The sequence below is a fragment of the uncultured Flavobacterium sp. genome, from assembly GCF_963925415.1.
GTDB lineage: Bacteria > Bacteroidota > Bacteroidia > Flavobacteriales > Flavobacteriaceae > Flavobacterium.
Map to the genome: position 1 here is coordinate 1 of NZ_CAWUTS010000085.1, position 23119 is coordinate 23119.

A 23119-nucleotide genomic window follows, 5' to 3' on the forward strand; every position below is an offset into this window, starting at 1 on the left:
AGCAAGTAGAGTGTGATTTATTAAATGCATAACTGGCAAAGGCTTCCCAGTCTTTCCATATTTTTTCTAAAACTATAGGGTCATGTCCTTTTGCAGATGCCTGTTCCACAAATTTGGGTTTCATTTTATCCAGAACCTCTTTTTGTTTTTTACCCATAGCTTTTCTCAAAACATCGGCCTCACCTTTTGTAAAATTAGCCAAAGATTGTGACAAAAGCATCACTTGCTCTTGATAAACTGTAATGCCATAGGTTTCGCCAAGATATTCTTCACAAGCTTCTAAATCATAAACAATAGGTTCTTCTCCGTTTTTTCTTTTAACAAAAGAGGGAATATACTCTAATGGACCAGGTCGATATAAAGCGTTCATGGCGATTAAATCTCCAAAAACTGTGGGCTTTAAATCTTTTAAATATTTTTGCATTCCTGCAGATTCGTATTGAAATATTCCAACGGTTTCTCCTCTTTGAAATAATTCATATGTTTTTTCATCGTCTATAGGAAACTCATCTGGATCGAGTTGAATATTATTTCTATATTTTACTAATTTTACCGTGTCTTTTATTAAGGTTAAAGTCTTTAAACCTAGGAAATCCATTTTTAACAATCCAGCACTTTCTGCAACTGAGTTGTCAAATTGGGTTACATACAAGTCAGAATCTTTGGCTGTTGTAACTGGTACATAATTGGTAATGTCGGACGGGGTGATGATTACACCACAGGCATGAATACCTGTGTTTCTTAACGATCCTTCTAGCACTTTTGCTTGTTGAATAGTTTCCCCTGCCAAGTTGCCATCTTTTGCAATTGCAATTAATTCTTTTATTTTTTCAAAATCATCAGATCGAACGGCTTTTCTTATTACATCTTCTTTTTCTGAAATCAAGCGTGATAAATTCCATTTTGAAGGCATTAAACCTGGAATTAATTTGGCAATTCTGTCGGCTTCAAATAAAGGCAAATCTAACACACGAGCTGTATCGCGAATGGCAGATTTTGTTGCCATTTTTCCATATGTGATGATTTGTGCTACCTGATTTTTTCCGTACTTATTAATTACATAATCCATAACACGACCTCGACCCTCATCATCAAAATCAATATCAATATCGGGCATAGATACTCGATCAGGATTTAAAAAACGCTCAAAAAGTAAATTATATTTAATAGGATCAATATTTGTAATTCTTAAGCAATAAGCAACTACAGAACCCGCTGCAGATCCTCGACCAGGGCCAACCGAAACGTCCATTTTTCGGGCTTCTGCAATTAAATCTTGGACAATTAAAAAATAACCTGGATAACCTGAATTTGAAATGGTAAGCAATTCAAAATCAATTCGTTCTTGCAAATCTGGAGTTAGATCCCCGTATCTTTTTTTGGCACCTTCTAAAGCAAGATGTTTTAAATATGCGTTTTCACCTCTAACGCCTCCATCTGCCTCATCTTCTGTTCTAATAAATTCGTGAGGTATATCGTATTTTGGAAGCAATACGTCTCTGTAAAGAGAGTACGTTTCTACTTTATCAACGATTTCCTTAATGTTGATAATTGCTTCAGGCAAGTCTTGGAAGAGATTTTTCATGTCATCTTCCGACTTAAAGTAATATTCTTTATTGGGCAACCCGTAGCGATATCCGCGACCGCGGCCTATGGGTGTTGCCTGTTTTTCACCTTCTTTTACACACAATAAAATATCATGAGCATTAGCGTCTTCTTTGTTTATATAATATGTATTGTTTGTTGCAATAAGTTTTATTTTATGCTTTTGAGCAAATTCAACTAAGGTTTTGTTTACTCTATTTTCATCATCTTGATTATGGCGCATTATTTCAAGATAAAAATCTGTTCCAAATTGATTTTTCCACCAAATTAGAGCTTCTTCAGCTTGATTTTCTCCTACGTTTAAAATTTTACTCGGAATTTCTCCATATAAATTTCCAGACAAAACCATAAGATCTTCTTTGTATTGTTCTACTATTTTTTTATCAATTCTAGGAACATAATAAAACCCTTCTGTGTAAGCTATAGAAGACATTTTGGCTAAATTATGATAGCCTTTTTTGTTTTTAGCCAATAAAACTACTTGATAGCCATTGTCTTTTTTAGTTTTATCTAAATAATTGTCACAAATATTAAATTCACATCCTACTATAGGTGTTATTTCTGTTTCGTCAAAATCTTCTCCATTTTCTAAAGCCGTTTCTTTTTTAATCTTTAAGTATTTATTGTGATTCATTACTTCACTAACAAAAAGAAAAGCGCCCATCATGTTTCCGGTATCGGTCATTGCAACTGCGCTCATCTTGTTTTTTGCAGCAGCAGCAACTAAATTAGGTATTGCAATGGTAGATTGTAAAACTGAAAATTGTGTGTGATTATGTAAATGAGTATATTTTGCTTCTTTTAAATCTTTTTTAATTGAATGAGAAACTGGTGCTTGGTTACTTTGCAGTTCTGTTAGTTGAAGCTGTTTTCTAATTTGCTCTGAAGCTTCTTTTAAATTGACATGTTTTATTCCTATGAGTTTAATTTCTCCTAGGTTATGCTCTTTAAATTTATGGTAATAGTCAGCTGCTACGTCTAATTCTTCTTTTGCAAATGATTGCCTTTTGATTAATTCAAAAAAACATCGTGTTGTTGCTTCTACATCGGCAGTTGCATTATGAGCTTCAGCAAAGGGTTGGTTAAATAAATATTGATGTAATTCGGTTAAAGTAGGCAATTTAAATCTTCCGCCTCTACCCCCTGGTAATTTTAATAAAGAAGCTGTAATTTCTGTACAAGTGTCTAAAACTGGTTTTTTTGAAAGGTCAGAGCCTATATTCATTCTATGATATTCGCAGCCTAAAATATTTACATCAAATCCTACATTTTGACCAACAATATATTTGGCTTTAGAAAGCGCTACATTAAATTTTTCTAATACTTCTGTCAAATTTACTCCTTCTTTTTGAGCTAATTCTGTAGATATACCATGTATTAGCTCTGCATCATAAGGAATATTGAATCCATCAGGTTGAATCAAATAATCATGACGCTCCAATAAATTGCCCATTTCATCATGCAATTGCCAAGCAATTTGAATACATCGTGGCCAATTTTCTGTGTTTGTAATTGGTGCGGTCCAGCTTTTTGGCAGTCCAGTAGTTTCAGTATCAAAAATTAAATACATTATATTGAAGAATGTTTATTGAGGGTTATTGATTTTAGAATAATAAAATCTATACTTCAAAAATAGTATTTATGATATTAGAAATCAATTTTAGTTATTAACAATAAATTAAAAAACCACGCAAAATAGGTGGTTTTTTAATTTATTGTTGTGAATTTATTGTACGGGAATATTGTAAATAACTCCATAAGTAAATACAGCTTCCATTCCTTCTAAATTTACGCCTCTAAGTGTAAATTTACCTGACAACTTACCTGTTTCGCTCGGACTTTCTGTTATTTGTAATGCTCCTCCACCAAAATTTACACCTGTTGTGTATGATTCTGTTGAACCATTTAGTGTTATTTTATAGCTAGCCAAATTAGATGCGTCTATTCCAAATGTATGGGTTCCAATATCTGACGACAAAATTTCAAATTTAACAACCTCATAATTTGTAGTTGCTTCTACAATCATTGAACCGTCAGTGTTTATTGTTACTTTTGCATCATTTGCCCTCCAAGTTTCGCCATCTTTAATTCCTTGAAAAGATGGGTCATTAAAAGCAGCATCGTCTGTACATGAAAAAAACGTAAACAATATTAATGCAGCTGTAATTAGTTTTATCATTATTTTATTTTGTGAGTGGTTTAAATATATCAACACACAAATTTAAAATTTTGTATTAAAAAAACGAATAAAAAATGATAATTTTTAAAATATAAATTTAGTTCGTTAAAATTTTATATATTTGCACCCTTAATTAACAGAGGTCGAGAACCTCACAATTTAATCACAAGATTATGTCTGTAAAAATTAGATTACAAAGACACGGTAAAAAAGGGAAACCTTTTTACTGGATCGTAGCAGCTGATGCTAGATCAAAAAGAGATGGTAAATTCTTAGAGAAAATCGGAACTTACAATCCAACTGTAAATCCTGCAATCATTGATTTGAATGTAGATGCAGCTGTTCAATGGTTACACAATGGTGCACAACCAACTGATACTGCAAGAGCAATTTTATCTTATAAAGGTGCTTTATTAAAACATCATTTAGATGGTGGGGTTCGTAAAGGTGCTTTAACCCAAGATCAAGCTGATGTAAAATTAGCTGCTTGGTTAGGTGAAAAATCTGGTACAGTTGATGCTAAAAAAGATGGTTTATCAAAAGCGAAAGAAGATGCAAAAGCGAAAGCTTTTAAATTAGAACAAGAAGCTAATGAAAAACGCGCTAAAGCTGCTGCTGATGCTTTAAAACCAGAAGAAGTTGAAGTTGAAGAAGCTCCTGCTGCTGAAGTTGAAGCTGAAGAAGCTGCTGAAGTTGAAGTTGAAGTTGAAGAAACTCCTGCTGCTGAAGAAAACAACGAAGAAACAAAAGCTTAATCTTGTGCGATAATGCAAAAAGAAGAATGTTTCTATTTAGGCAAAATCGCAAAGAAATTTAGTTTTAAAGGTGAAGTTTTAATCTATTTAGATACTGACGAGCCTTATTTGTATGAAAATTTGGAATCAGTTTTTGTGGAATTACACAAAAACTTGGTTCCATTTTTTATTTTAAAATCAGCCATTCACAAAAATCATTTCTTGCGTGTTCGTTTTGAAGATTTAAATTCAGAAGAAGAAGCAGATGAAATCATGAATTGCGAAATTTACTTACCCCTTTCGATGCTTCCTAAATTAGAAGGCAATAAGTTTTACTATCATGAAATTATAAATTTTGTAGTCGAAGATCTTCGTTTAGGTCCTATCGGAAAAGTAAAAATAGTCAACGACTCTAACCATCAACCTTTACTAGAAGTGTTAAATGGAGACGTAGAAATTTTAGTTCCATTGATTGATTCTTTTATTATAGAAGTCGACAGAAAAAATAAAATTTTTAAAATGGATATTCCAGAAGGAATTGTAGAATTGAATCTTTAATATGTTTTCTTTTTATAAACTATAAAATAAAATTATTTTGTTTCAATTCAAACAATTTACTATAGAACAAGATCGTTGTGCCATGAAAGTGGGAACAGATGGTGTTTTGCTTGGTGCTTGGACTCCAATTGCTGTGGATACAAATTCAATTTTAGATATTGGTTCTGGAACAGGATTAATTGCTTTAATGTTAGCTCAAAGAAGTAATGCCAACCAAATTGACGCTGTTGAAATTGACGAAGAAGCTTATGAACAATGTGTAGAAAATTTTGAAAACTCTCCATGGAGTGATCGCTTATTTTGTTTTCATGCAGCTTTAGATGAACTAGTTGAAGACCCAGAAGACGAATATGATGTTATTATTTCGAATCCTCCTTTTTACTCCGAAGATTTTAAAACGGATGATGCTCAAAGAGATTTAGCACGTTTTCAAGATGCTTTGCCTTTTGAGGGTTTAATTGAAGCTGCAGATTTATTATTATCTGAAAACGGCCTTTTTGCAGTAATTATTCCGTTTAAAGAAGAAGAACGATTCATTGATTTATGTGCCAAATTTGAACTTTATCCCGTAAAAGTGACTCGTGTAAAAGGCGCACACAAAACTCCAATTGTTAGAAGCTTAATGGCTTTTAAGCGTTATGAATTAGCTGTTTTAGAAGCAGATGAATTGGTTGTTGAAATTAATCGTCATGAATATACAGATGATTATATTAATTTGACTAAGGATTTTTATTTGAAGATGTAGTTTGTGATTATCTACTAAAAACATCTCTAAATTGATATAACAATCGTTCTATCAAACGCAAATGCCCTAGCCCAGATGGAAACGGCATCCTTTTTCTTTTTTTTTTTAAGAAAAAGATATAGTGGACAGCTGGAAAAAGCTTCTGGAAAAAAAAATAACATTTATTATTTATTTTGTTAAATATCTTTGAGTAAATTTGCAAAGGATTTGTAAAGAAAATTTTCGAATTTTCAGATAAACGATTTTTAGATAAAAAACACAAAAGATATGAAACCAGATTTATTTCAAGCACCTGATTACTATAACTTAGACGATTTATTAACCGAAGAGCACAAACTGGTTCGTGATTCTGCTCGTGCATGGGTTAAAAAAGAAGTTTCGCCAATCATTGAAGATTATGCGCAACGTGCCGAATTTCCTACACAAATTATAAAAGGTTTGGGTGAAATTGGTGGTTTTGGCCCTTATATTCCAGAAGAATATGGTGGAGCTGGTTTAGACCAAATATCCTATGGCTTAATCATGCAAGAAATTGAAAGAGGTGACTCTGGTGTTCGTTCCACGTCATCGGTACAATCTTCATTGGTAATGTATCCCATTTGGAAATACGGAAACGAAGAACAACGCATGAAGTATTTACCCAAATTAGCTACCGGAGAGTTCATGGGCTGCTTTGGTTTAACTGAACCTGACCATGGTTCAAACCCAAGCGGAATGACTACTAATTTTAAAGACATGGGCGACCATTATCTTTTAAATGGTGCAAAAATGTGGATATCCAATGCTCCTTTTGCAGATATTGCTGTTGTTTGGGCAAAAAACGAAGAAGGTAGAATTCACGGTTTAATTGTTGAACGTGGTATGGAAGGGTTTTCAACTCCAGAAACACACAACAAATGGTCGCTACGTGCTTCTTCAACAGGTGAGCTTATATTTGATAATGTAAAAGTGCCAAAAGAAAACTTGTTGCCCAACAAGTCGGGTTTAGGTGCGCCATTAGGCTGTTTAGATTCGGCTCGTTATGGAATTGCTTGGGGTGCTATTGGTGCTGCTATGGATTGTTATGACACTGCTTTGCGTTATGCAAAAGAACGCATCCAATTTGACAAACCAATTGCTGGAACACAGTTACAACAAAAAAAATTAGCCGAAATGATTACCGAAATCACAAAAGCGCAATTGTTAACTTGGAGATTAGGAGTTCTTAAAAATGAAGGAAGAGCAACAACAGCTCAAATTTCTATGGCTAAAAGAAACAATGTGGATATGGCAATTCATATTGCACGTGAAGCAAGACAAATTTTAGGCGGAATGGGCATAACAGGTGAATACTCTATTATGCGTCACAGTATGAATTTGGAATCGGTAATTACGTATGAAGGAACTCACGATATCCATTTATTAATTACAGGAATGGACATTACAGGAATTCCTGCTTTTAAATAAAAAAGCAAAATTTTAATTAAACAATAAATAAATTCTATACAAAATGCTTCTTATTCTCGAGAAGCATTTTTATTTTTGCATGAAATATAAGTTTCTCCATATGAATACAAATTCTATTAATACCCTTATTTCTTCTTATAAAACAGAATTACTGACTCATTCGCTATATAATAATGTAAAAACTATTGAAGATTTACATCATTTTTTAGAAAATCATGTTTTTGCTGTGTGGGATTTTATGTCTTTATTAAAAGCCCTTCAAAATAAATTGACATGTACTACAACACCATGGATGCCAATAGGAAATCCAGAGATTCGTTATTTAATTAATGAAATTGTAGTGGCTGAAGAAACAGATTTAACCTTAGACGGTAAACGTCAAAGTCATTTTGATATGTATGTAGATGCCATGAAACAATGTGGTGCTAATACAACCTTAATTCTTAGTTTTTTAGACAACGTTGAAAATACTAAAAACATAGATGTATCTATTAAACAAAGTAATTTACATCCCAACATAAAAGCTTTTTTAGATTTTACTTTTAGAGTAATTGAACAAGGAAAACCTCACGAAATTGCTGCTGCATTTACTTTTGGAAGAGAAGATTTGATTCCGAATATGTTTACTGAAATTTTAAAGAATTTTCAAAAGAATTTTCCAGAAACTGATTTGTCAAAACTGATATATTATTTTGAAAGACATATAGAAATTGATGCAGATGAACATGGCCCTATGGCGATGAAGATGGTTGATGAGCTTTGTAGTAGTGATGAAAAAAAATGGAAAGATGTTGAATTAATATCCATTGAAGCGTTAGAAAAGAGAATAGGCTTATGGAATGCCATTGAGGAAATAATTCTTAAAAAAGAAGTTTTAGTTTAACAATGCAATAAACAAAATTATTATTGTTCTGGTGCAATTTCAAGTGCTAAACCATCAAGTTCTTCAGTAATATGAATTTGACAACCTAATCTGCTGTTTTCTTTTACATGATATGCATCTGAAAGCATTGCTTCTTCATCATCATTTCGTTTTGATTTCAGTACGTTGTTTAAAGCATAACATTGACAAGAGGCACACATGGCCATTCCGCCACAAATTCCAATTGTTCCTTCTTCTGCTAATTCATAAGAACGAATAAGTTCCATAACATTCATATTCATGTCTGTAGGAGCAAGGATTTGGTGTTCTACACCTTTTCTATCGGTAATTTTTATGGTTATATCCGTCATTATTCAATAGATTTTACAACCGCTTTTTCTGCTTCTTTCCTTGTTCCGTCAAAACCATTTACACCAGAAACGGTTGTGTATTTTAATACATAACGTTTTCCTGGATTAATTCTGTTATACACGCTTTGACACATTAATGTTGCTTCATGAAAACCACAAAGTATTAACTTTAACTTTCCGGGATATGTGTTCACATCGCCAATAGCATAAATGCCTTCAATATTAGTTTGATAATCTAAAGCATTGTTAACTTTTATAGCATTATTTTCAATTTCTAATCCCCAACTTGCTATTGCGCCTAACTTAGGTGTTAATCCAAAAAGGGGTATAAAATAATCAGTTTCTACATTCATTCGAGCACCGTTAATTTCTACATCAATCGACTCTATTCGCTCACTACCTTTAAAACCAACAACTTCTGCTGGAGTTATTAATTTTATTTTACCTATATTTTTTAATTCCTGAACTTTTTCAACAGAATCTAAGGCTCCCCTAAATTCGTTTCTTCTGTGAATTAATGTTACTGAGTTTGCAACTTTGGACAGAAAAATACTCCAATCTAAAGCCGAATCTCCACCTCCTGCAATGACAACATTTTTATTTCGATATTTTTCGGGATCTTTTACAAAATAGTCAATTCCTCTATCGTTTTGCTCATAAAAATCTACATCTTTTAATAAAGGTTTTCTTGGTTCAAAAGTTCCTAGGCCCCCAGCAATTGCAATTGCTTTTGCTTTATGAACTGTTCCTACATTAGTGGTTACAATAAAGGTTTCGTCTTCTAATTTTTCAATGGTATGGGCTGTTTCTCCAAGAGTAAAACCAGGTTGAAACTGTTTAATTTGTTCCATTAAATTGGCAACTAAATCTCCTGCTAAAACTTCTGGATAACCCGGAATGTCAAATATGGGTTTTTTTGGATATAATTCTGATAATTGACCACCAGGTTGAGGCAAAGCGTCAATAAGATGGCATTTTAATTGTAATAATCCTGCTTCAAAAACAGTAAAAAGGCCTGTTGGTCCTGCCCCAATTATTAGTATATCTGTTTCTATCATTTTATTATGAAATGTTGCAATACAACAATTTTACATTTAATTATATGAAAGGCTAAGATTAGTCTGTTATTATACAACATTACTTATAGCCTGTTATTCTTTTTTGGTTGCGCAAGGGCTCGCATCAACATTCTTTTATGCTGTTTAGAGAACAAAAGATATAGTAAAAAAACAGGCCCGAGTAGGAACGCCAACAAATTAAGTTACGTTTTCTACCGTTTCTATTTGTGGGACATTCTTTTTTATGGTAGATTCTACTCCCGCTTTCATTGTGCTCTGATTGATGTTGCAGCTGTTACAAGCACCTTCTAAACGAACCTTTACGTGTTTACCATCAAGTATATCAATTAAGCTAATGTTTCCTCCATCTGAAATTAAAAAAGGGCGTATTTCATCTAGCGCCTCTTCTACCTTCATTTTTAGTTCTAGTGTGTTCATATTATTTTCCTTTTACAGCAGAACAACCTGCCATTGTTGTTATTTTTATGGCTTCTGTAGGTGCTAAATTTTCATTTCTATTTATGGTTTCTTGAACTACATTTCTTGTAATTTCTTCAAATATACCTTCTAAAACCGTACCTGTTTGCAATGCAGCTGGGCGACCATAATCTCCTGCTTCACGAATGCTTTGTACCAATGGAACTTCACCTAATAAAGGTACGCTTAAATCAATCGCAAGATTTTTAGCACCTTCTTTTCCAAAGATATAGTATTTATTGTCGGGTAACTCTTCAGGTGTAAAATAGGCCATGTTTTCAATAATTCCTAGAACGGGAACCTTAATAGCATCTGACATAAACATAGATACTGCTTTTTTAGCATCTGCCAAAGCTACAGCTTGAGGAGTGCTAACAATAACTGCGCCCGTAATAGGCAATGATTGCATTATGGATAAGTGAATATCGCCTGTTCCTGGAGGCAAATCGATTAACATGAAGTCTAATACTCCCCAATGTGCATCAAAAATCATTTGATTTAATGCTTTTGCAGCCATAGGACCTCTCCAAACTACTGCTTGATCTGGTTTTGTAAAAAAACCTATAGAAAGCATTTCTACTCCATAACTTTTAACAGGTTCCATTTTTGATTTTCCTGCTACTTCAATTGAATTGGGTTTTGATGTTTCTACATCAAACATAATTGGCATTGAGGGGCCATAAATATCGGCATCAAGAACACCAACTTTAAATCCCATTTTTGCTAAAGTAACGGCTAAATTTGCTGTAATAGTTGATTTACCAACTCCACCTTTCCCCGATGCTACAGCAATAATATTACTTATGCCGGGTATTTGTTTTCCTTTAATTAAATTTGGATTATCTGGCTTTTGAGGGGCCTCTACCTTTATATTTACTTTTATTTTTGCCTTTTCATATACTTTTTCATGAATCACCTTTATGATGTCTACTTCGGCTCTTTTTTTTATATGTAATGCGGGTGTTGACAAAAGTACATCTACTACAACTTCATCTCCAAAAGTAACAACATTCTGAATAGCACCACTTTCTACCATGTTTTTTCCTTCACCAGCTACTGAAATGGTTTCTAATGCTTTGAAAATATCTTTTCTATCTAATTTCATTTTTATTTAAACTCAATATGAATTGCAAAGATAGTTTGAAATAGTGGAAAGTCAAAAGCAGATAAGCGAAAGTTTTTTATGGTTTTATAAGTAGAATTTATCGCGTTTTTTTTACATTTTTAAATTTAACCGTTAATTATCGGTTCCCAAAAATGGGCTTTAAAGTCTACGATTTGATTTTCTACAACTTCAACTCCTTCTGATTCAAGCAATTGCTGCATAAGATTTGTACCGTCAAAATGATGTTTTCCTGAAAGTAATCCCACTCTATTAACAACTCTATGCGCAGGAACATCTTCCATCTTGTGTGAAGCATTCATTGCCCAACCTACCATTCGCGCAGAACGGGTTGCACCAAGTGCTTTTGCAATTGCTCCATAAGAAGTTACTTTTCCATAAGGAATTTGACGCGCTATTGTATAAACGCGCTGAAAAAAATTATCGTTAGTTGGTTTTGTTTTTTGCAAAATTAAGATGCTAAAAATAAATTGTATAGTGAGCCTAAAGCAACTAAACCAGTTATAGCGGCTATTAAAAAATTAATATTATTAGTTACAAATCTTACTTTATGTTCTATTTTTTTGAATAAAACAGCATACATATAAAATACACTATATGTTCCTAAAGCAGCGGCCAATGAAAAAATCAAAATGTGTAATACATCAAAATTAAATTGGTTTTTAGAGGCTAAGGTTAAACTAATTAATGCATAAAATGGAAATGCTAGCATGTTTAAAGATGATAAAGCGAAGCCAAAGACAAATCTATTTTTTTTATTTTTTATTTTAGCAGCAACTTTTGTGTGTGTTTTGTTTTTTGCTTTTATTCCTAAAAAGATAAAGATAAAGGTTAAAACAATAAAAATTAAAGTGCCTACTTTTTTTAAATTTTGATTAAATACAGGGTTTGAATCTAAAAATTTTGCAAAAAAAACACCCAAAAAGCATTGAAAAAAAATAACTACCACAGCACCAAATGAAAACCATAACGCTTCTTTTCTGTTTTCTTTTAAGCTTATTTTTGCTATAGTCATATTTAACATGCCTGGAGGCAAAATACCTAATGCTGCAATTAAAAAACCTGAAATAAAAGTTGTGAATAATTCCATTTATTTTGTAATTTTTAAACTAAAACATACCATTATTTAATTCTAAACTTTATATATGTGATTGCTTTATTTTTTTCTAAATATTGATTTTCATAAAAAGTTTGAATGTTAGTTACTTCTTTTGGAGCCCCATCATTTACATAAATATCATGATTGGCATATATTACTTCATGACCCTCACCATGCAACAAACCTAAAGTATAACCGTGCATAAACTCGCTATCTGTTTTTAAATTCATGATACCCGCCTCTTTTAATATTCTTTTGTATCGTTGTAAAAATTCGGCATTGGTCATTCTGTGTTTTGTACGCTTGTATTTAATTTGAGGATCAGGAAATGTTATCCAAATTTCGTCTACCTCTTTTTCAGCAAAACAATTTTCAATTAATTCAATTTGTGTTCTTAAAAAGGCTACATTTTTCATGCCTTCATCAACTGCTGTTTTTGCTCCGCGCCAAAAACGAGCGCCTTTAATATCGATACCCACAAAATTTTTATTAGGACTCAATTTAGCTAAACCTACAGAATATTCTCCTTTACCACATCCCAATTCCAAAACTAAAGGATTGTTATTTTTAAAAAAATCACTATTCCATTTTCCTTTTAATGAAAATTCATTTGATGTAACTTCTTCACGTGTTGGTTGAAAAACATTGTCAAAAGATTCGTTTTCTTTAAAGCGCTTTAATTTATTCTTACTTCCCACTGCATTTATTTTTTTGCAAAATTAAGAAAAATAAAGTTTTGATAATGTTTATATAACTTTATTTAAATGAAAAATAATTCATTTTGTAAAAAAATTAATTTTGAAGAAACGAAACATAGAGCTGGTTGTAATTTCAGACGTTCATCTTGGTACTTATGGATGTCATGCTAAAGAATTATTACACTATTTATCTTCTATAAACCCGAAAACCCTAATTCTCAATGGCGATATCGTTGATATTTGGCAATTTAGAAAATCATATTTTCCTAAAAGTCATTTAAAAGTTATTAAAAAAATAATTTCATTAAGTGCAAAAGGAACAATGGTTTATTACATAACAGGAAACCACGATGAATTTTTGCGAAAATTTACTGATTTACACTTAGGTAACCTTAACTTAATAGATAAGTTAATTTTAGAGTTAGATGGAAAAAAAGCCTGGATATTTCATGGAGATGTATTTGACGCGTCAATTACACATGCAAAATGGCTTGCAAAGTTAGGCGGCTGGGGTTATGATATGTTAATTTTGATTAATCGTTTGATTAATTGGACTTTAGCACAAGTTAAAAAAGAACCTTACTCGTTGTCAAAAAAAATAAAGAGTAATGTAAAATCTGCTGTAAAATTTATTTCAAATTTTGAAAACATTTGTATTGAATTAGCCATTGAAAACAAGTATGATTATGTTATTTGTGGACACATTCATGAGCCTAAAATGGAACACATAACTAACGCCAAAGGGAAAACATTGTATCTGAATTCTGGGGACTGGATTGAAAACCTAACGGCACTAGAATACAACAAAAAAAAATGGAAAATATATAAACATGAATCGGATCAAATTGAGGCTGAAGAAGAAGATTTTGAAAAAGAAAACCTTTTAGCAATGCATTTTATTGAAGTTTTAAAAACACAATAATACAAAAAATCACTATGAAAAAAATATTAGTTGCCCCTTTAAACTGGGGATTAGGCCATGCTACAAGATGCATTCCTATTATAAAAGGGTTGATCGAAAATGGTTTTGAACCCATAATAGCGTCTGATGGCGTAGCGTTAGAGTTGCTTAAAAAAGAATTTCCTGCTCTCGTTTATTTTGAATTGCCCTCTTATAATATTCAATATGCAGAAAATGGAAAAAATTTTAAATGGAAAATGATTGCTCAAATTCCTAAAATAATTTCTGCCGTTAGAAACGAGGAAAAAAAAATTGATTCAATTTTAGAAAAACATCAAATTGATGGAATTATTTCAGACAATCGTTTGGGCGTATTTTCAAAAAAAGTTCCTTGTGTTTTTATTACCCATCAATTAAATGTTTTAACAGGAAGCAGCTCTTATTTTACTACAAAATTGCATAAAAAATATATTCTTAAATTTCAACAATGCTGGGTGCCCGATCTGGAAGGGCATAATAATTTAACGGGTAAATTAGGTCATCAATCTGACCAAATAAAAAATGTTAAATATATTGGACCTTTGAGCAGGTTACGCAAAAAACCACTGCCTATTGTTTATGATTTAATGGTTTTATTATCTGGTCCAGAACCTCAGCGTAGTATTTTAGAAAAAAAAATTATTAGTGAGTTAGAAAATTATGATAAAAAAGTAGTTTTTATAAAAGGAATAGTAGAAAAAAATCAAATTAAAGTAGAAAAAAACAACATTACTTTTTATAATTACATGAATAGTGAAGAGTTGGAAAATACATTTAATATTAGTAATTTAATTCTTTGCCGCTCTGGTTATACAACAATTATGGATTTAGCTAAGTTACATAAAAAAGCTTTTTTTATTCCTACACCAGGTCAATATGAACAAGAATATTTAGCTGAAAAATTTGAAAAAGAAGGCATTATACCAACATGTAAACAAGAAGATTTTAAAATTGAATATATAAACAGAATTGAAAAATATAAAGGATTTACAAATTATGGCAAAAAAATAACGTGGAAAGAATTATTTAATCTTTTCTAAAGTAAAAGAAAATTCTGAACCAACTCCATATTCACTTTCAATATATATTTTTTCATCATGACCCTCTACAATATGCTTTACAATAGCCAATCCCAGTCCTGAACCACCCTCGCTACGAGAGCCGCTTTTGTCTACCCTATAAAAACGCTCAAAGAGTCTTGAAATGTGTTTGTTTTCAATACCCTCACCATTATCTGTTATTCGTATAATGATTTTGTTATTAACCAGATCTTCAATACTAACTTCTGTAGTGCCGTTTTCTTTTCCATATTTTATGGAATTTACAATCAAATTAGTGATGACTTGCTGGGTTTTTTCTTGATCTGCAAAAACGACAACCTCTTTTTTATAACCAACATCAAATGTTAGCGTTATGTTTTTCTTAGAAGCACGCATTTCGAGCAAATCAAATACATTTTGAACGACCTCGACAATATTAAATTGTGATAATTCAAGATTAATATCTCCTGTCTCAAGCTTGGTGATCATGTCTAAATCTTTCACAATATAAATAAGACGTTCTACGCCTTTTTCGGCACGTTGTAGGTATTTTTTTCGAATGTTTTTGTCATCCATTGCACCATCAAGCAGTGTTAACAAATAGCCTTGAACTGTAAACAGCGGGGTTTTTAATTCATGTGAAATGTTTCCTAAAAATTCCCTTCTGTACTCTTCTCTAATTTTAAGGGTTTCAATTTCAAGTTTTTTATCCTTAGCAAACTTTTGAACCTCTTCGGTTAAAGTTGCCATGTCGGTAGTTATTGAATGGGTTTTAAACGAAGCGTTTTCTAATAAAGAAACGTCATCATAAATCTTTTTTACACGTTGATAAATAAATTTTTCTACACGATACTGAAGTATAAAGAAGGAAAAAACAAAAACTACCCCAACTGTTAAAAAAATAATTAAAAGGGAAATTTGAGCTAATAAAAAATGAATGGATAATAAAAATAGCAATAAAAACACGCTTATAAATAATGATGATATCGTGCTAAATTTATATGATTTTTTAAAGTTTAAACCCATTAAAATTCTATTTTATAACCCACCCCTTTGATGGTTTTAAAAAAATCGTCTCCTATTTTTTCTCTTAATTTTCTGATATGTACATCTATAGTTCTTCCGCCAACAATAACTTCATTACCCCAAACTTTATCTAAAATTTCTTCGCGAGTAAATACTTTTCCTGGTTTAGTGGCTAATAAGTAAAATAATTCAAACTCTTTTCTTGGTAAAATTATAGCTTTACCTTCTTTTACAATTTTATATTCTTCACGATTTATTTCAATGTCATGAACATTTAATACATCTTCCTTTTCTTCTTTATTTTTTAATCTTCTTAAAAGAGCTTTTACCTTACTTACTAAAACTTTTGGTTTAATAGGTTTTGCAATATAATCATCTGCTCCAGCATCAAAGCCAGCTAATTGTGAGTAATCTTCTGATCGTGCCGTTAAAAATGCAATAATGGTGTTCTCTAGTTCTGGGATTTTTCTAATAGACTCACAGGCTTCAATACCGTCCATTTCTGGCATCATTACATCCATGATTATCATTTGGGGCAATTCTTTTTTTGCTTTTGCAATAGCTTCCTTTCCGTTCGCAGCTGTAATTACCTGATACCCTTCTTGAGCTAAATTATAACCTACGATTTCTAATATATCTGGTTCATCATCAACTAATAAAATTTTTATTTCATTTTTTTTCATTGCAGTATACTGTTCTTGTTTTTTGTAAAGATAAAGATAAACACAAAACAATCAATCGCTTAACAATAATTTAATCTATTAACCATTTGGTAACAATTGATGTGCTTATTGATAACACAATGATAACAAAAAAGTGTATTAATAAAACTTTCTTTGCACAAAATATAAAATCAAAAAATGAAACTAAAATTTTTATTCTTTACCGTATTATTTTCTGTAGTTTGTATCGCTCAAAATACAACTGTATCAGGTGTTGTTTTAGACAAGGAATACAATAACGAACCATTAGTATTTGCAAATGTAATGCTAAAAGGAACTTCAATAGGATCCTCAACAGACGATAATGGAAAGTATTCTTTATCCGTTTCATCTGGAAATCATATTTTAGTAATTGGATTTTTAGGATATAAAACTGTCGAAATTCCATTTACTATAAAAGCAAATGAAAATAAAGTAATAAATTACACGCTAGAGACAGAAGGTGTTATGCTTCAAGATGTAGTATTAACAGCTAAAATAAATCTAGAAAGCGTAAACGCACTATTACAAGAACAGCAAAGATCGGTTGAAATTAAACAATCTATCGGTGCTGAAGAAATTTCAAATAAAGGAATAAGTGATGTTGCCGGAGCAGTAACAAAAACAACTGGTATTACAAAACAAGAAGGATCAGGAAGCATATATGTAAGAGGGCTGGGAGATCGTTATAACTCTACAACTTTAAACGGACTGCCGTTACCTTCTAACAATCCATCTAGAAAAAATATTAATCTTGAAATATTCTCTACAGATATTGTAGAATATATTGGAATAGACAAAACTTTTAATTTTAGAAATTATGGTGATTTTGCAGGAGCAAATATTGACATTGTATCTAAAAATTATAAAGGAAAAGGCATGTTTGATTTTGGTATTGAATCTGGATCAAATTCTTTAGCCGCTAGTCAAGATAATTTTTACTTACAAGACGGCCCTTCTAAAACAGGTTTTTCTAACATTAAATATCCATCAAGCCCTTTTAATGGATATAATTTTACTACAAAACTAAACAATACTAGGGCTACACCTATAAATACTTCTTACTTTTTAAGAGCAGGTAAGTCTTTTAACATTGGTGATAATGGAAAGCTAAGTCTATTTGCTTCTGCATCATATGACAATAACTATACCTATAAATCTGGAATATCAAGAGGTGCAGTAACCGTTCAAGGACTGGCTCGAAGAGATTTTCTTTTTGAATCGTTTACTTATGGAACAAACACCAACTTAAATGGAAACGTTAATTATAAACTTAACAACAATAACGCTATCCAATTCAACTCCATGTTGATAAACTCTTCATCACAAAACAATAATTTATACAACGGTATTATTGATGTTTATGATATTGCACAAGAAGGTGGAGGTTTTATTAGAAGAGCTACTTTTGACAGAACTACACTATACATCAATCAACTTTTAGGAAGTCATAAACTATCCAATTTATTAGGAAAAAAAATAAATGTAAAATGGGGTCTGTCTTATAATAATGTAAAAAACATTCTTCCAGACAGACTGACCAATACTTTAATTCCATTAAATGGTCAATCAGATTTAAGCATTTCTCAAGTTGCTGATAATAATGATTCTGAAAACAACCGCTTTTTTCAAAATTTAAAAGACAATGAATTGGCCGCTAATTTATCTTTAGATTATGAATTTAATAAAGATGAAGAAGGAAGTGCAAAAGGTAAAATTACATTAGGATATAGTGGCCGTTTCAAAAAAGTTGATTTTGAAGCAGTTCAATTTAATTTTGACATAAACAACGCCATTAGTCAACCTGTTGTAGATCAAAATGATTTAGATGGTTATTTTAATCAAACAAGTTTTGAAAACGGATATTTTACTATTAAAACGTTTAACGGAGGCTTAAAACCTCAAACATATAGCGGTGTTCAAAATATTCAGGCAGGATTTGCAGGTGTTGAATACAAGTTTTCTCCCAAGTTAACTGCCGTTTTTGGTACAAGAGCAGAATACATTATTCAAAACATCAATTGGTTTACTAATTTAGGCCAAGGTGAAAATAAATTTGACAAATTAGAAATTTTACCTGCTACATCTATTAAATATGAATTAAATGAAAAACAAAATCTAAAGTTTGCAGCAAGCAAAACATATACTTTGCCTCAAATAAAAGAAAGAGCCCCTTTTCAGTTTGACCAAATTAATGAAGTCTTTGTGGGTAATCCAGATTTATATTCATCAACAGATTACAATGTTGATTTAAAATGGGACTTTTTTCCTAATACAGGCGAATTAATATCTATTACAGGTTTCGGTAAACTTATACAAAACCCAATTAACGAAATCACTTTTGCCTCTGCAACTAATGATATTACTTGGGTAAATACAGGAGAAAAAGCAATTGCTATAGGAGGTGAATTTGAAATTAGAAAAAATATTTTTTCTAAAGATGATGAAAAAAAAGAAACGCTTTCGTCAGGCTTTAATGCATCTTACATGTATAACAATCAAGATTTTGACGGCGCTAAAGTTGAAAACGAAACTAATTATTCTGTATTCTTTTCAAAAACAAAGGGTAAACTTACAGGAGCCTCTGATTTATTGTTAAATGCTGATATAACTTACTTTAAAGAGTTTTCTGAAGAAAGTAATTTAATGGCTACTTTAACGTACAACTATTTTTCTGATCGAATTTATGCCCTTGGAACTAGTGAAAAAGGAGATTTAGTAGATAAGGCTATTGGAACCTTAGACTTTATATTAAAATCTAAATTAACAAAGAGTATTGGACTTGGTTTTTCATTAAAAAACATTACAAACCCAATAGTTGAAAGATTTCAAGACAAACAAAACGTTACCGTTGAAAAATACAAAAAGGGTGTTAACTTTAAATTATCACTAGCGTATCAATTTTAATAAAAAATTTACATTAACTTAATTTATTAATAATATAAATTATTTAAAATTTTAAAGATTCAAAATTACATTTGCAGTAATAAATTTAAACAATAAAAAAAAATGAAAAAATTAATTTTATCTATGATTGTAATTTCTTCTTTATTACTTGGATCTTGTAATAATGATGATGTAACTGTTAACCCAAATGCAGTTACTATTGATGCTGCAGACTTTAAAGGAACTTTAGCTAGCGGAAAAGAAGCTACTTTAGACCCATCTTTAACATATTATTTAACAGGTTCTTTTATTATTGAAGATGGAGCAACATTAACAATCCCTGCTGGAACACAAATTAAAGCAACGGAAAACACAGACAGTACAGTTCGTTATATAGCTGTTTCTCAAGGTGGTCAAATTTTCATTAACGGAACAGCTACAAATCCAGTAGTTATGACATCTGCTAAAGCTTCTCCAGCAAAAAGTGACTGGGGTGGATTAGTAATTTGTGGTAAAGCTCCAATAAATACATCTGCAACTGCTGGTGGAACTGCTCAAGCTGAAGTTTCAGATTTAACTTATGGTGGATCTATTGCTAATGATAATTCGGGATCTATAACATATTTAAGAATAGAATATACTGGTTACGCTTATACATCTACAAAAGAATTTAATGGTGTTTCATTATTCGGTGTAGGTTCTGGAACTACTTTTCAATATGTTCAAGCAAATCACAATGGTGATGACGGTATTGAATTTTTTGGTGGAACTGTAAATGGAAAATATTTAATTTCTACAGATAGTGATGATGATTCAATTGACTTTGCTGACGGATGGCAAGGAACAGGTGAATATTGGTTCATCAAAAATACTGCAAAAGCGGGTATTGAAGGTTCTAACAATGGAACAAATGGTGCTGCAACTCCAGTAACTACAGTTACATTAAAAAACATTTCAATTGTTAAAGATGTTTTAGCAAATTCTGAGCATGCAATATATTACAAAGAAGGTGGTGGAAACTGGACAACTGAAAACATTTATGTAAGTGGTGATTTTGCTAAAGGAATTAAAATATCTTCTACAGATACAAACGCAGCATCAAATATTACTAGTGGTTTTGCTACTTTTAACCCAATTCAATTTAACGTAACTACTCCTGCTACTTTTATTCAATCTGAATATGCAGGAACAAACACTACATACATTACTGTTGGAAACAACACAGGTGCTGGAAATGGCGCAAGTGCTCCTTCTTGGTCTACAGGATGGGCAGCTGGTTTATAATCAATTGTTAAAATACATATAATTAATCCCTCTTTGGAGGGATTTTTTTGTGGTATATTTTTTGCTGTCTTATATTTGTGTATATTTGTGTATATTAAATTTGTTTATCGAATATGAAGAAAAAATACTTTTTACTATTAATTTTAAGTTTTATATCCTACAACTCTTTTTCACAAGAAAACAAGTTTTCTGTGGAAAATACTAATTTATATTCTATTGAAGGCTTATCCATTTATCCAAATCCTGTGAGTAATGGTAAGTTATATATAATCTCCAAATTAGGGTTAGAGAAGGAAATTCGAATTTTTGATGTTTTAGGGAAAAAAGTTTTTGATGCAACTACAACCGTTAAAGAAATAAACATAAGCAACTTAAACGCAGGGGTTTATATTATTAAAATTAAAGAAAAAGAAGCATCGGCTACCCGAAAACTTATCATCAAATAAGCAGACGTTTATACCTTTTAAATAACTAACTATACATTATATTAAGGTTAATTGATTGTTTATTAGTAAGAAACAACTTACTTTTGCTATTAACAAAACTTTTATAACTAAAATGAAAAAAATGAAAAAAATCTACTTTTTATTATTAAATTTATTTACGCTTCTAACCTTCGCTCAAGGTTCAATTGATTTTGATACTGATTTAAATTGGTCTTCTGCTACTAGCATCACAAGTTATGGAAGTCACACATACACAGATGGTGTTTTCAGTGCAACTGGAATAAATATTTTAAGAAACACTGTGTCTGCTACTGATGGTTTTCCTGGCGCTAATGGTATTTATTCTGTTCGTTTAAAAAACGACGCAACAAGTGAATTTACTATAACCGTTGCTTCTGGAGGGGTTGGTACTTTTTCTTTTAATGCTAGAAGATGGGATGGATCTCCTGACACCAATTTTGCTGTTGAAACTTCTTCTGACAATGGGACTACTTGGGTCGCTTCTTCTATAATTAACGCTACTGTTACTACAGATTCTGACTGGAAACTTGTGTCTGGAGTTATTAATAGTACAAATACAAATATTCAAGTACGTATAAAATCAAACGGAACTACTGAAAGAATTATGATTGATGACTTTTCTTGGACTTCACCAAGTTCAAATCCTTCCTTAATTATTACATCGCCTTCAGACAATACATTATATGCTCCATCAACAACAAGTGCAGCTGTTAATTTATCAATTTCTAATTTTGTTGTAGGAAACCCTGGAACAGGTGTTGATGGACATATTCATTATACCGTTAATGGAAATGCTCAACCTATGAAATATGACACCGACCCTATTTCATTAACTGGATTAACAACAGGTACCTACGCCGTTATTGTTACTTTAGTTGATGACAACCATACTCCTATCGTTCCTTCTGTAGATGCAACTATAAACTTTGAGATTGCGGCAATTAATGTTGTTGCAAATTTAGCTGCCTTAAGAACTGATGTAACGGCTAACGGAGCAGGAAAATATTATGAAATATCTAGCAATCCCGTAATTACATTTGCAAGATCTGCAACTTATAGAAATCAAAAATACATTCAAGATGCTACAGCTGGCGTTCTAATTGATGACGTTACAGGAACTATTTCAACAGTTATGGTTGAAGGTGATGCAATTTCAGGATTAAAAGGACAAGCTATCTTATATAATGGATTATTAGAATTAATACCTTTAGAAAATGCAACAGTAGCAACTTCTGGAAATACAATTACAGCAGAAATAGTAACTGCTGCTGACATAAATGCTAATGTTGATGCATATGAAAGTGAATTGGTTCAAATAAATGGAACTAGTTTTAGTGCCGCAGACGGTATGGTCGTTTTTGCAGTTAACACAAATTATGACTTAACTGATGGTACTACAATCGCTTTTAGAAGTCAATTCGCAGAAGCAGATTATATTGGTCAAGTTATTCCTTCAGCGGCATCAAGCAAGCTTGTTTTAGTTGGTAGATTTAATACTACGCCACAAGTAGTGGCAAGAAGCTTAAATGATATTGCTTTAGCAAATAATACTTTTGAAAAAATCAATGGCTTATCAATGTATCCAAACCCTATTTCTGGAAACATTTTATCTATTACATCCGATTTAAATGCATCTATGTCTGTATCTATTTTTAATATATTAGGCAGAGAAGTTGTTAACGCAACTTTAGTAAACAACGCTGTTTTTATAGGAAACTTAAACGCTGGAGTTTATATTGTTAAAATTACTGAAAATGGTAAAACAGCTGCACTAAAATTAGTAGTTCGTTAATTTTTTTTCAAATAATAATAAAGAAAGC

General features: G+C 31.6%; 22 protein-coding genes. 11 read left to right on the top strand and 11 right to left on the bottom strand.

The features are described from left to right. On the bottom strand, positions 1-3175 hold a 3175-nt coding region (gene dnaE, locus AABM47_RS06660), incomplete at its 3' end, for a DNA polymerase III subunit alpha (protein WP_338410147.1). A gap of 156 nt (positions 3176-3331) precedes the next feature. Continuing rightward, entirely contained in the window at positions 3332-3784 is a 453-nt protein-coding gene (locus AABM47_RS06665) for a DUF6252 family protein (protein ID WP_338410148.1), read from the bottom strand. 173 nt (positions 3785-3957) lie between these two features. Between AABM47_RS06665 and AABM47_RS06670 the strand changes: the two genes are divergently transcribed. The 5 genes from AABM47_RS06670 (at position 3958) to AABM47_RS06690 (ending at position 8150) form a co-directional block, all read left to right on the top strand. Beyond that, positions 3958-4539 (top strand): 30S ribosomal protein S16, encoded by a 582-nt coding sequence (locus tag AABM47_RS06670; RefSeq protein ID WP_338410149.1) that lies wholly within the window; start codon positions 3958-3960, stop codon positions 4537-4539. A 12-nt stretch (positions 4540-4551) separates the two neighbouring features. Beyond that, the gene (rimM, locus tag AABM47_RS06675; protein ID WP_338410150.1) at positions 4552-5076 is read left to right on the top strand and encodes a ribosome maturation factor RimM; all 525 of its coding nucleotides are present in this window, start codon (positions 4552-4554) and stop codon (positions 5074-5076) included. 37 nt (positions 5077-5113) lie between these two features. Further along, complete coding sequence (locus tag AABM47_RS06680) at positions 5114-5821, top strand: methyltransferase (protein WP_338410151.1); 708 nt, start codon at positions 5114-5116, stop codon at positions 5819-5821. 267 nt (positions 5822-6088) lie between these two features. Next, a complete protein-coding gene (locus AABM47_RS06685) occupies positions 6089-7267 on the top strand; it encodes an acyl-CoA dehydrogenase family protein (RefSeq protein WP_338410152.1) in 1179 nt (392 codons plus the stop codon). Positions 7268-7367: 100 nt separating this feature from the next. Then, positions 7368-8150, top strand: coding sequence for a DUF3050 domain-containing protein (locus AABM47_RS06690; protein ID WP_338410153.1), 783 nt, complete (start codon positions 7368-7370; stop codon positions 8148-8150). Positions 8151-8170: 20 nt separating this feature from the next. Here AABM47_RS06690 and AABM47_RS06695 read toward each other — a convergent pair whose 3' ends face one another. From AABM47_RS06695 to trmB, 7 genes are all read right to left on the bottom strand, one after another. After that, the gene (locus AABM47_RS06695) at positions 8171-8500 is read right to left on the bottom strand and encodes a ferredoxin (RefSeq protein ID WP_338410154.1); all 330 of its coding nucleotides are present in this window, start codon (positions 8498-8500) and stop codon (positions 8171-8173) included. Further along, positions 8500-9558 carry an NAD(P)/FAD-dependent oxidoreductase gene (locus tag AABM47_RS06700; protein ID WP_338410155.1) on the bottom strand — a complete coding sequence of 353 codons (1059 nt, stop codon included), beginning with the start codon at positions 9556-9558 and terminating at the stop codon, positions 8500-8502. Before AABM47_RS06700 ends, AABM47_RS06695 begins: the two co-directional genes overlap by 1 nt. A 198-nt stretch (positions 9559-9756) precedes the next feature. Continuing rightward, positions 9757-9996, bottom strand: coding sequence for a NifU family protein (locus AABM47_RS06705; RefSeq protein WP_338410156.1), 240 nt, complete (start codon positions 9994-9996; stop codon positions 9757-9759). 1 nt (position 9997) lies between these two features. Next, on the bottom strand, positions 9998-11140 hold the full coding sequence (locus AABM47_RS06710) for an Mrp/NBP35 family ATP-binding protein (protein ID WP_338410157.1): 1143 nt from the start codon (positions 11138-11140) through the stop codon (positions 9998-10000). A 125-nt stretch (positions 11141-11265) separates the two neighbouring features. After that, positions 11266-11607, bottom strand: a complete 342-nt coding sequence (locus AABM47_RS06715) for an MGMT family protein (RefSeq protein WP_338410158.1) — start codon at positions 11605-11607, stop codon at positions 11266-11268. A 2-nt stretch (positions 11608-11609) separates the two neighbouring features. After that, a complete protein-coding gene (locus tag AABM47_RS06720) occupies positions 11610-12248 on the bottom strand; it encodes a LysE family transporter (protein ID WP_338410159.1) in 639 nt (212 codons plus the stop codon). A gap of 32 nt (positions 12249-12280) precedes the next feature. Further along, complete coding sequence (gene trmB, locus AABM47_RS06725; protein WP_338410160.1) at positions 12281-12955, bottom strand: tRNA (guanosine(46)-N7)-methyltransferase TrmB; 675 nt, start codon at positions 12953-12955, stop codon at positions 12281-12283. 100 nt (positions 12956-13055) lie between these two features. On the opposite strand from trmB, the gene AABM47_RS06730 reads away from it, so the two are divergent. After that, a complete protein-coding gene (locus tag AABM47_RS06730) occupies positions 13056-13877 on the top strand; it encodes a UDP-2,3-diacylglucosamine diphosphatase (RefSeq protein WP_338410161.1) in 822 nt (273 codons plus the stop codon). A 14-nt stretch (positions 13878-13891) separates the two neighbouring features. Continuing rightward, positions 13892-14935 carry a glycosyltransferase gene (locus tag AABM47_RS06735; protein ID WP_338410162.1) on the top strand — a complete coding sequence of 348 codons (1044 nt, stop codon included), beginning with the start codon at positions 13892-13894 and terminating at the stop codon, positions 14933-14935. On the opposite strand, the gene AABM47_RS06740 is transcribed toward AABM47_RS06735, so the two are convergent. Together AABM47_RS06740 and AABM47_RS06745 are read right to left on the bottom strand one after the other, a co-directional pair. Then, positions 14918-15961, bottom strand: coding sequence for an ATP-binding protein (locus tag AABM47_RS06740; protein ID WP_338410163.1), 1044 nt, complete (start codon positions 15959-15961; stop codon positions 14918-14920). The two genes, AABM47_RS06735 and AABM47_RS06740, sit on opposite strands and share 18 nt — an antisense overlap. Continuing rightward, a complete protein-coding gene (locus tag AABM47_RS06745) occupies positions 15961-16644 on the bottom strand; it encodes a response regulator transcription factor (protein ID WP_338410164.1) in 684 nt (227 codons plus the stop codon). Before AABM47_RS06745 ends, AABM47_RS06740 begins: the two co-directional genes overlap by 1 nt. Before the next feature lie 177 nt (positions 16645-16821). Between AABM47_RS06745 and AABM47_RS06750 the strand changes: the two genes are divergently transcribed. The 4 genes from AABM47_RS06750 (at position 16822) to AABM47_RS06765 (ending at position 23091) form a co-directional block, all read left to right on the top strand. Continuing rightward, the gene (locus AABM47_RS06750; RefSeq protein ID WP_338410165.1) at positions 16822-19569 is read left to right on the top strand and encodes a TonB-dependent receptor; all 2748 of its coding nucleotides are present in this window, start codon (positions 16822-16824) and stop codon (positions 19567-19569) included. Positions 19570-19671: 102 nt separating this feature from the next. Continuing rightward, the gene (locus AABM47_RS06755) at positions 19672-20832 is read left to right on the top strand and encodes a hypothetical protein (protein WP_338410166.1); all 1161 of its coding nucleotides are present in this window, start codon (positions 19672-19674) and stop codon (positions 20830-20832) included. A 113-nt stretch (positions 20833-20945) separates the two neighbouring features. Then, positions 20946-21278 (top strand): T9SS type A sorting domain-containing protein, encoded by a 333-nt coding sequence (locus AABM47_RS06760; protein WP_338410167.1) that lies wholly within the window; start codon positions 20946-20948, stop codon positions 21276-21278. Between the two features lie 121 nt (positions 21279-21399). Further along, entirely contained in the window at positions 21400-23091 is a 1692-nt protein-coding gene (locus AABM47_RS06765) for a T9SS type A sorting domain-containing protein (protein ID WP_338410168.1), read from the top strand. Positions 23092-23119: the final 28 nt, after the last annotated feature.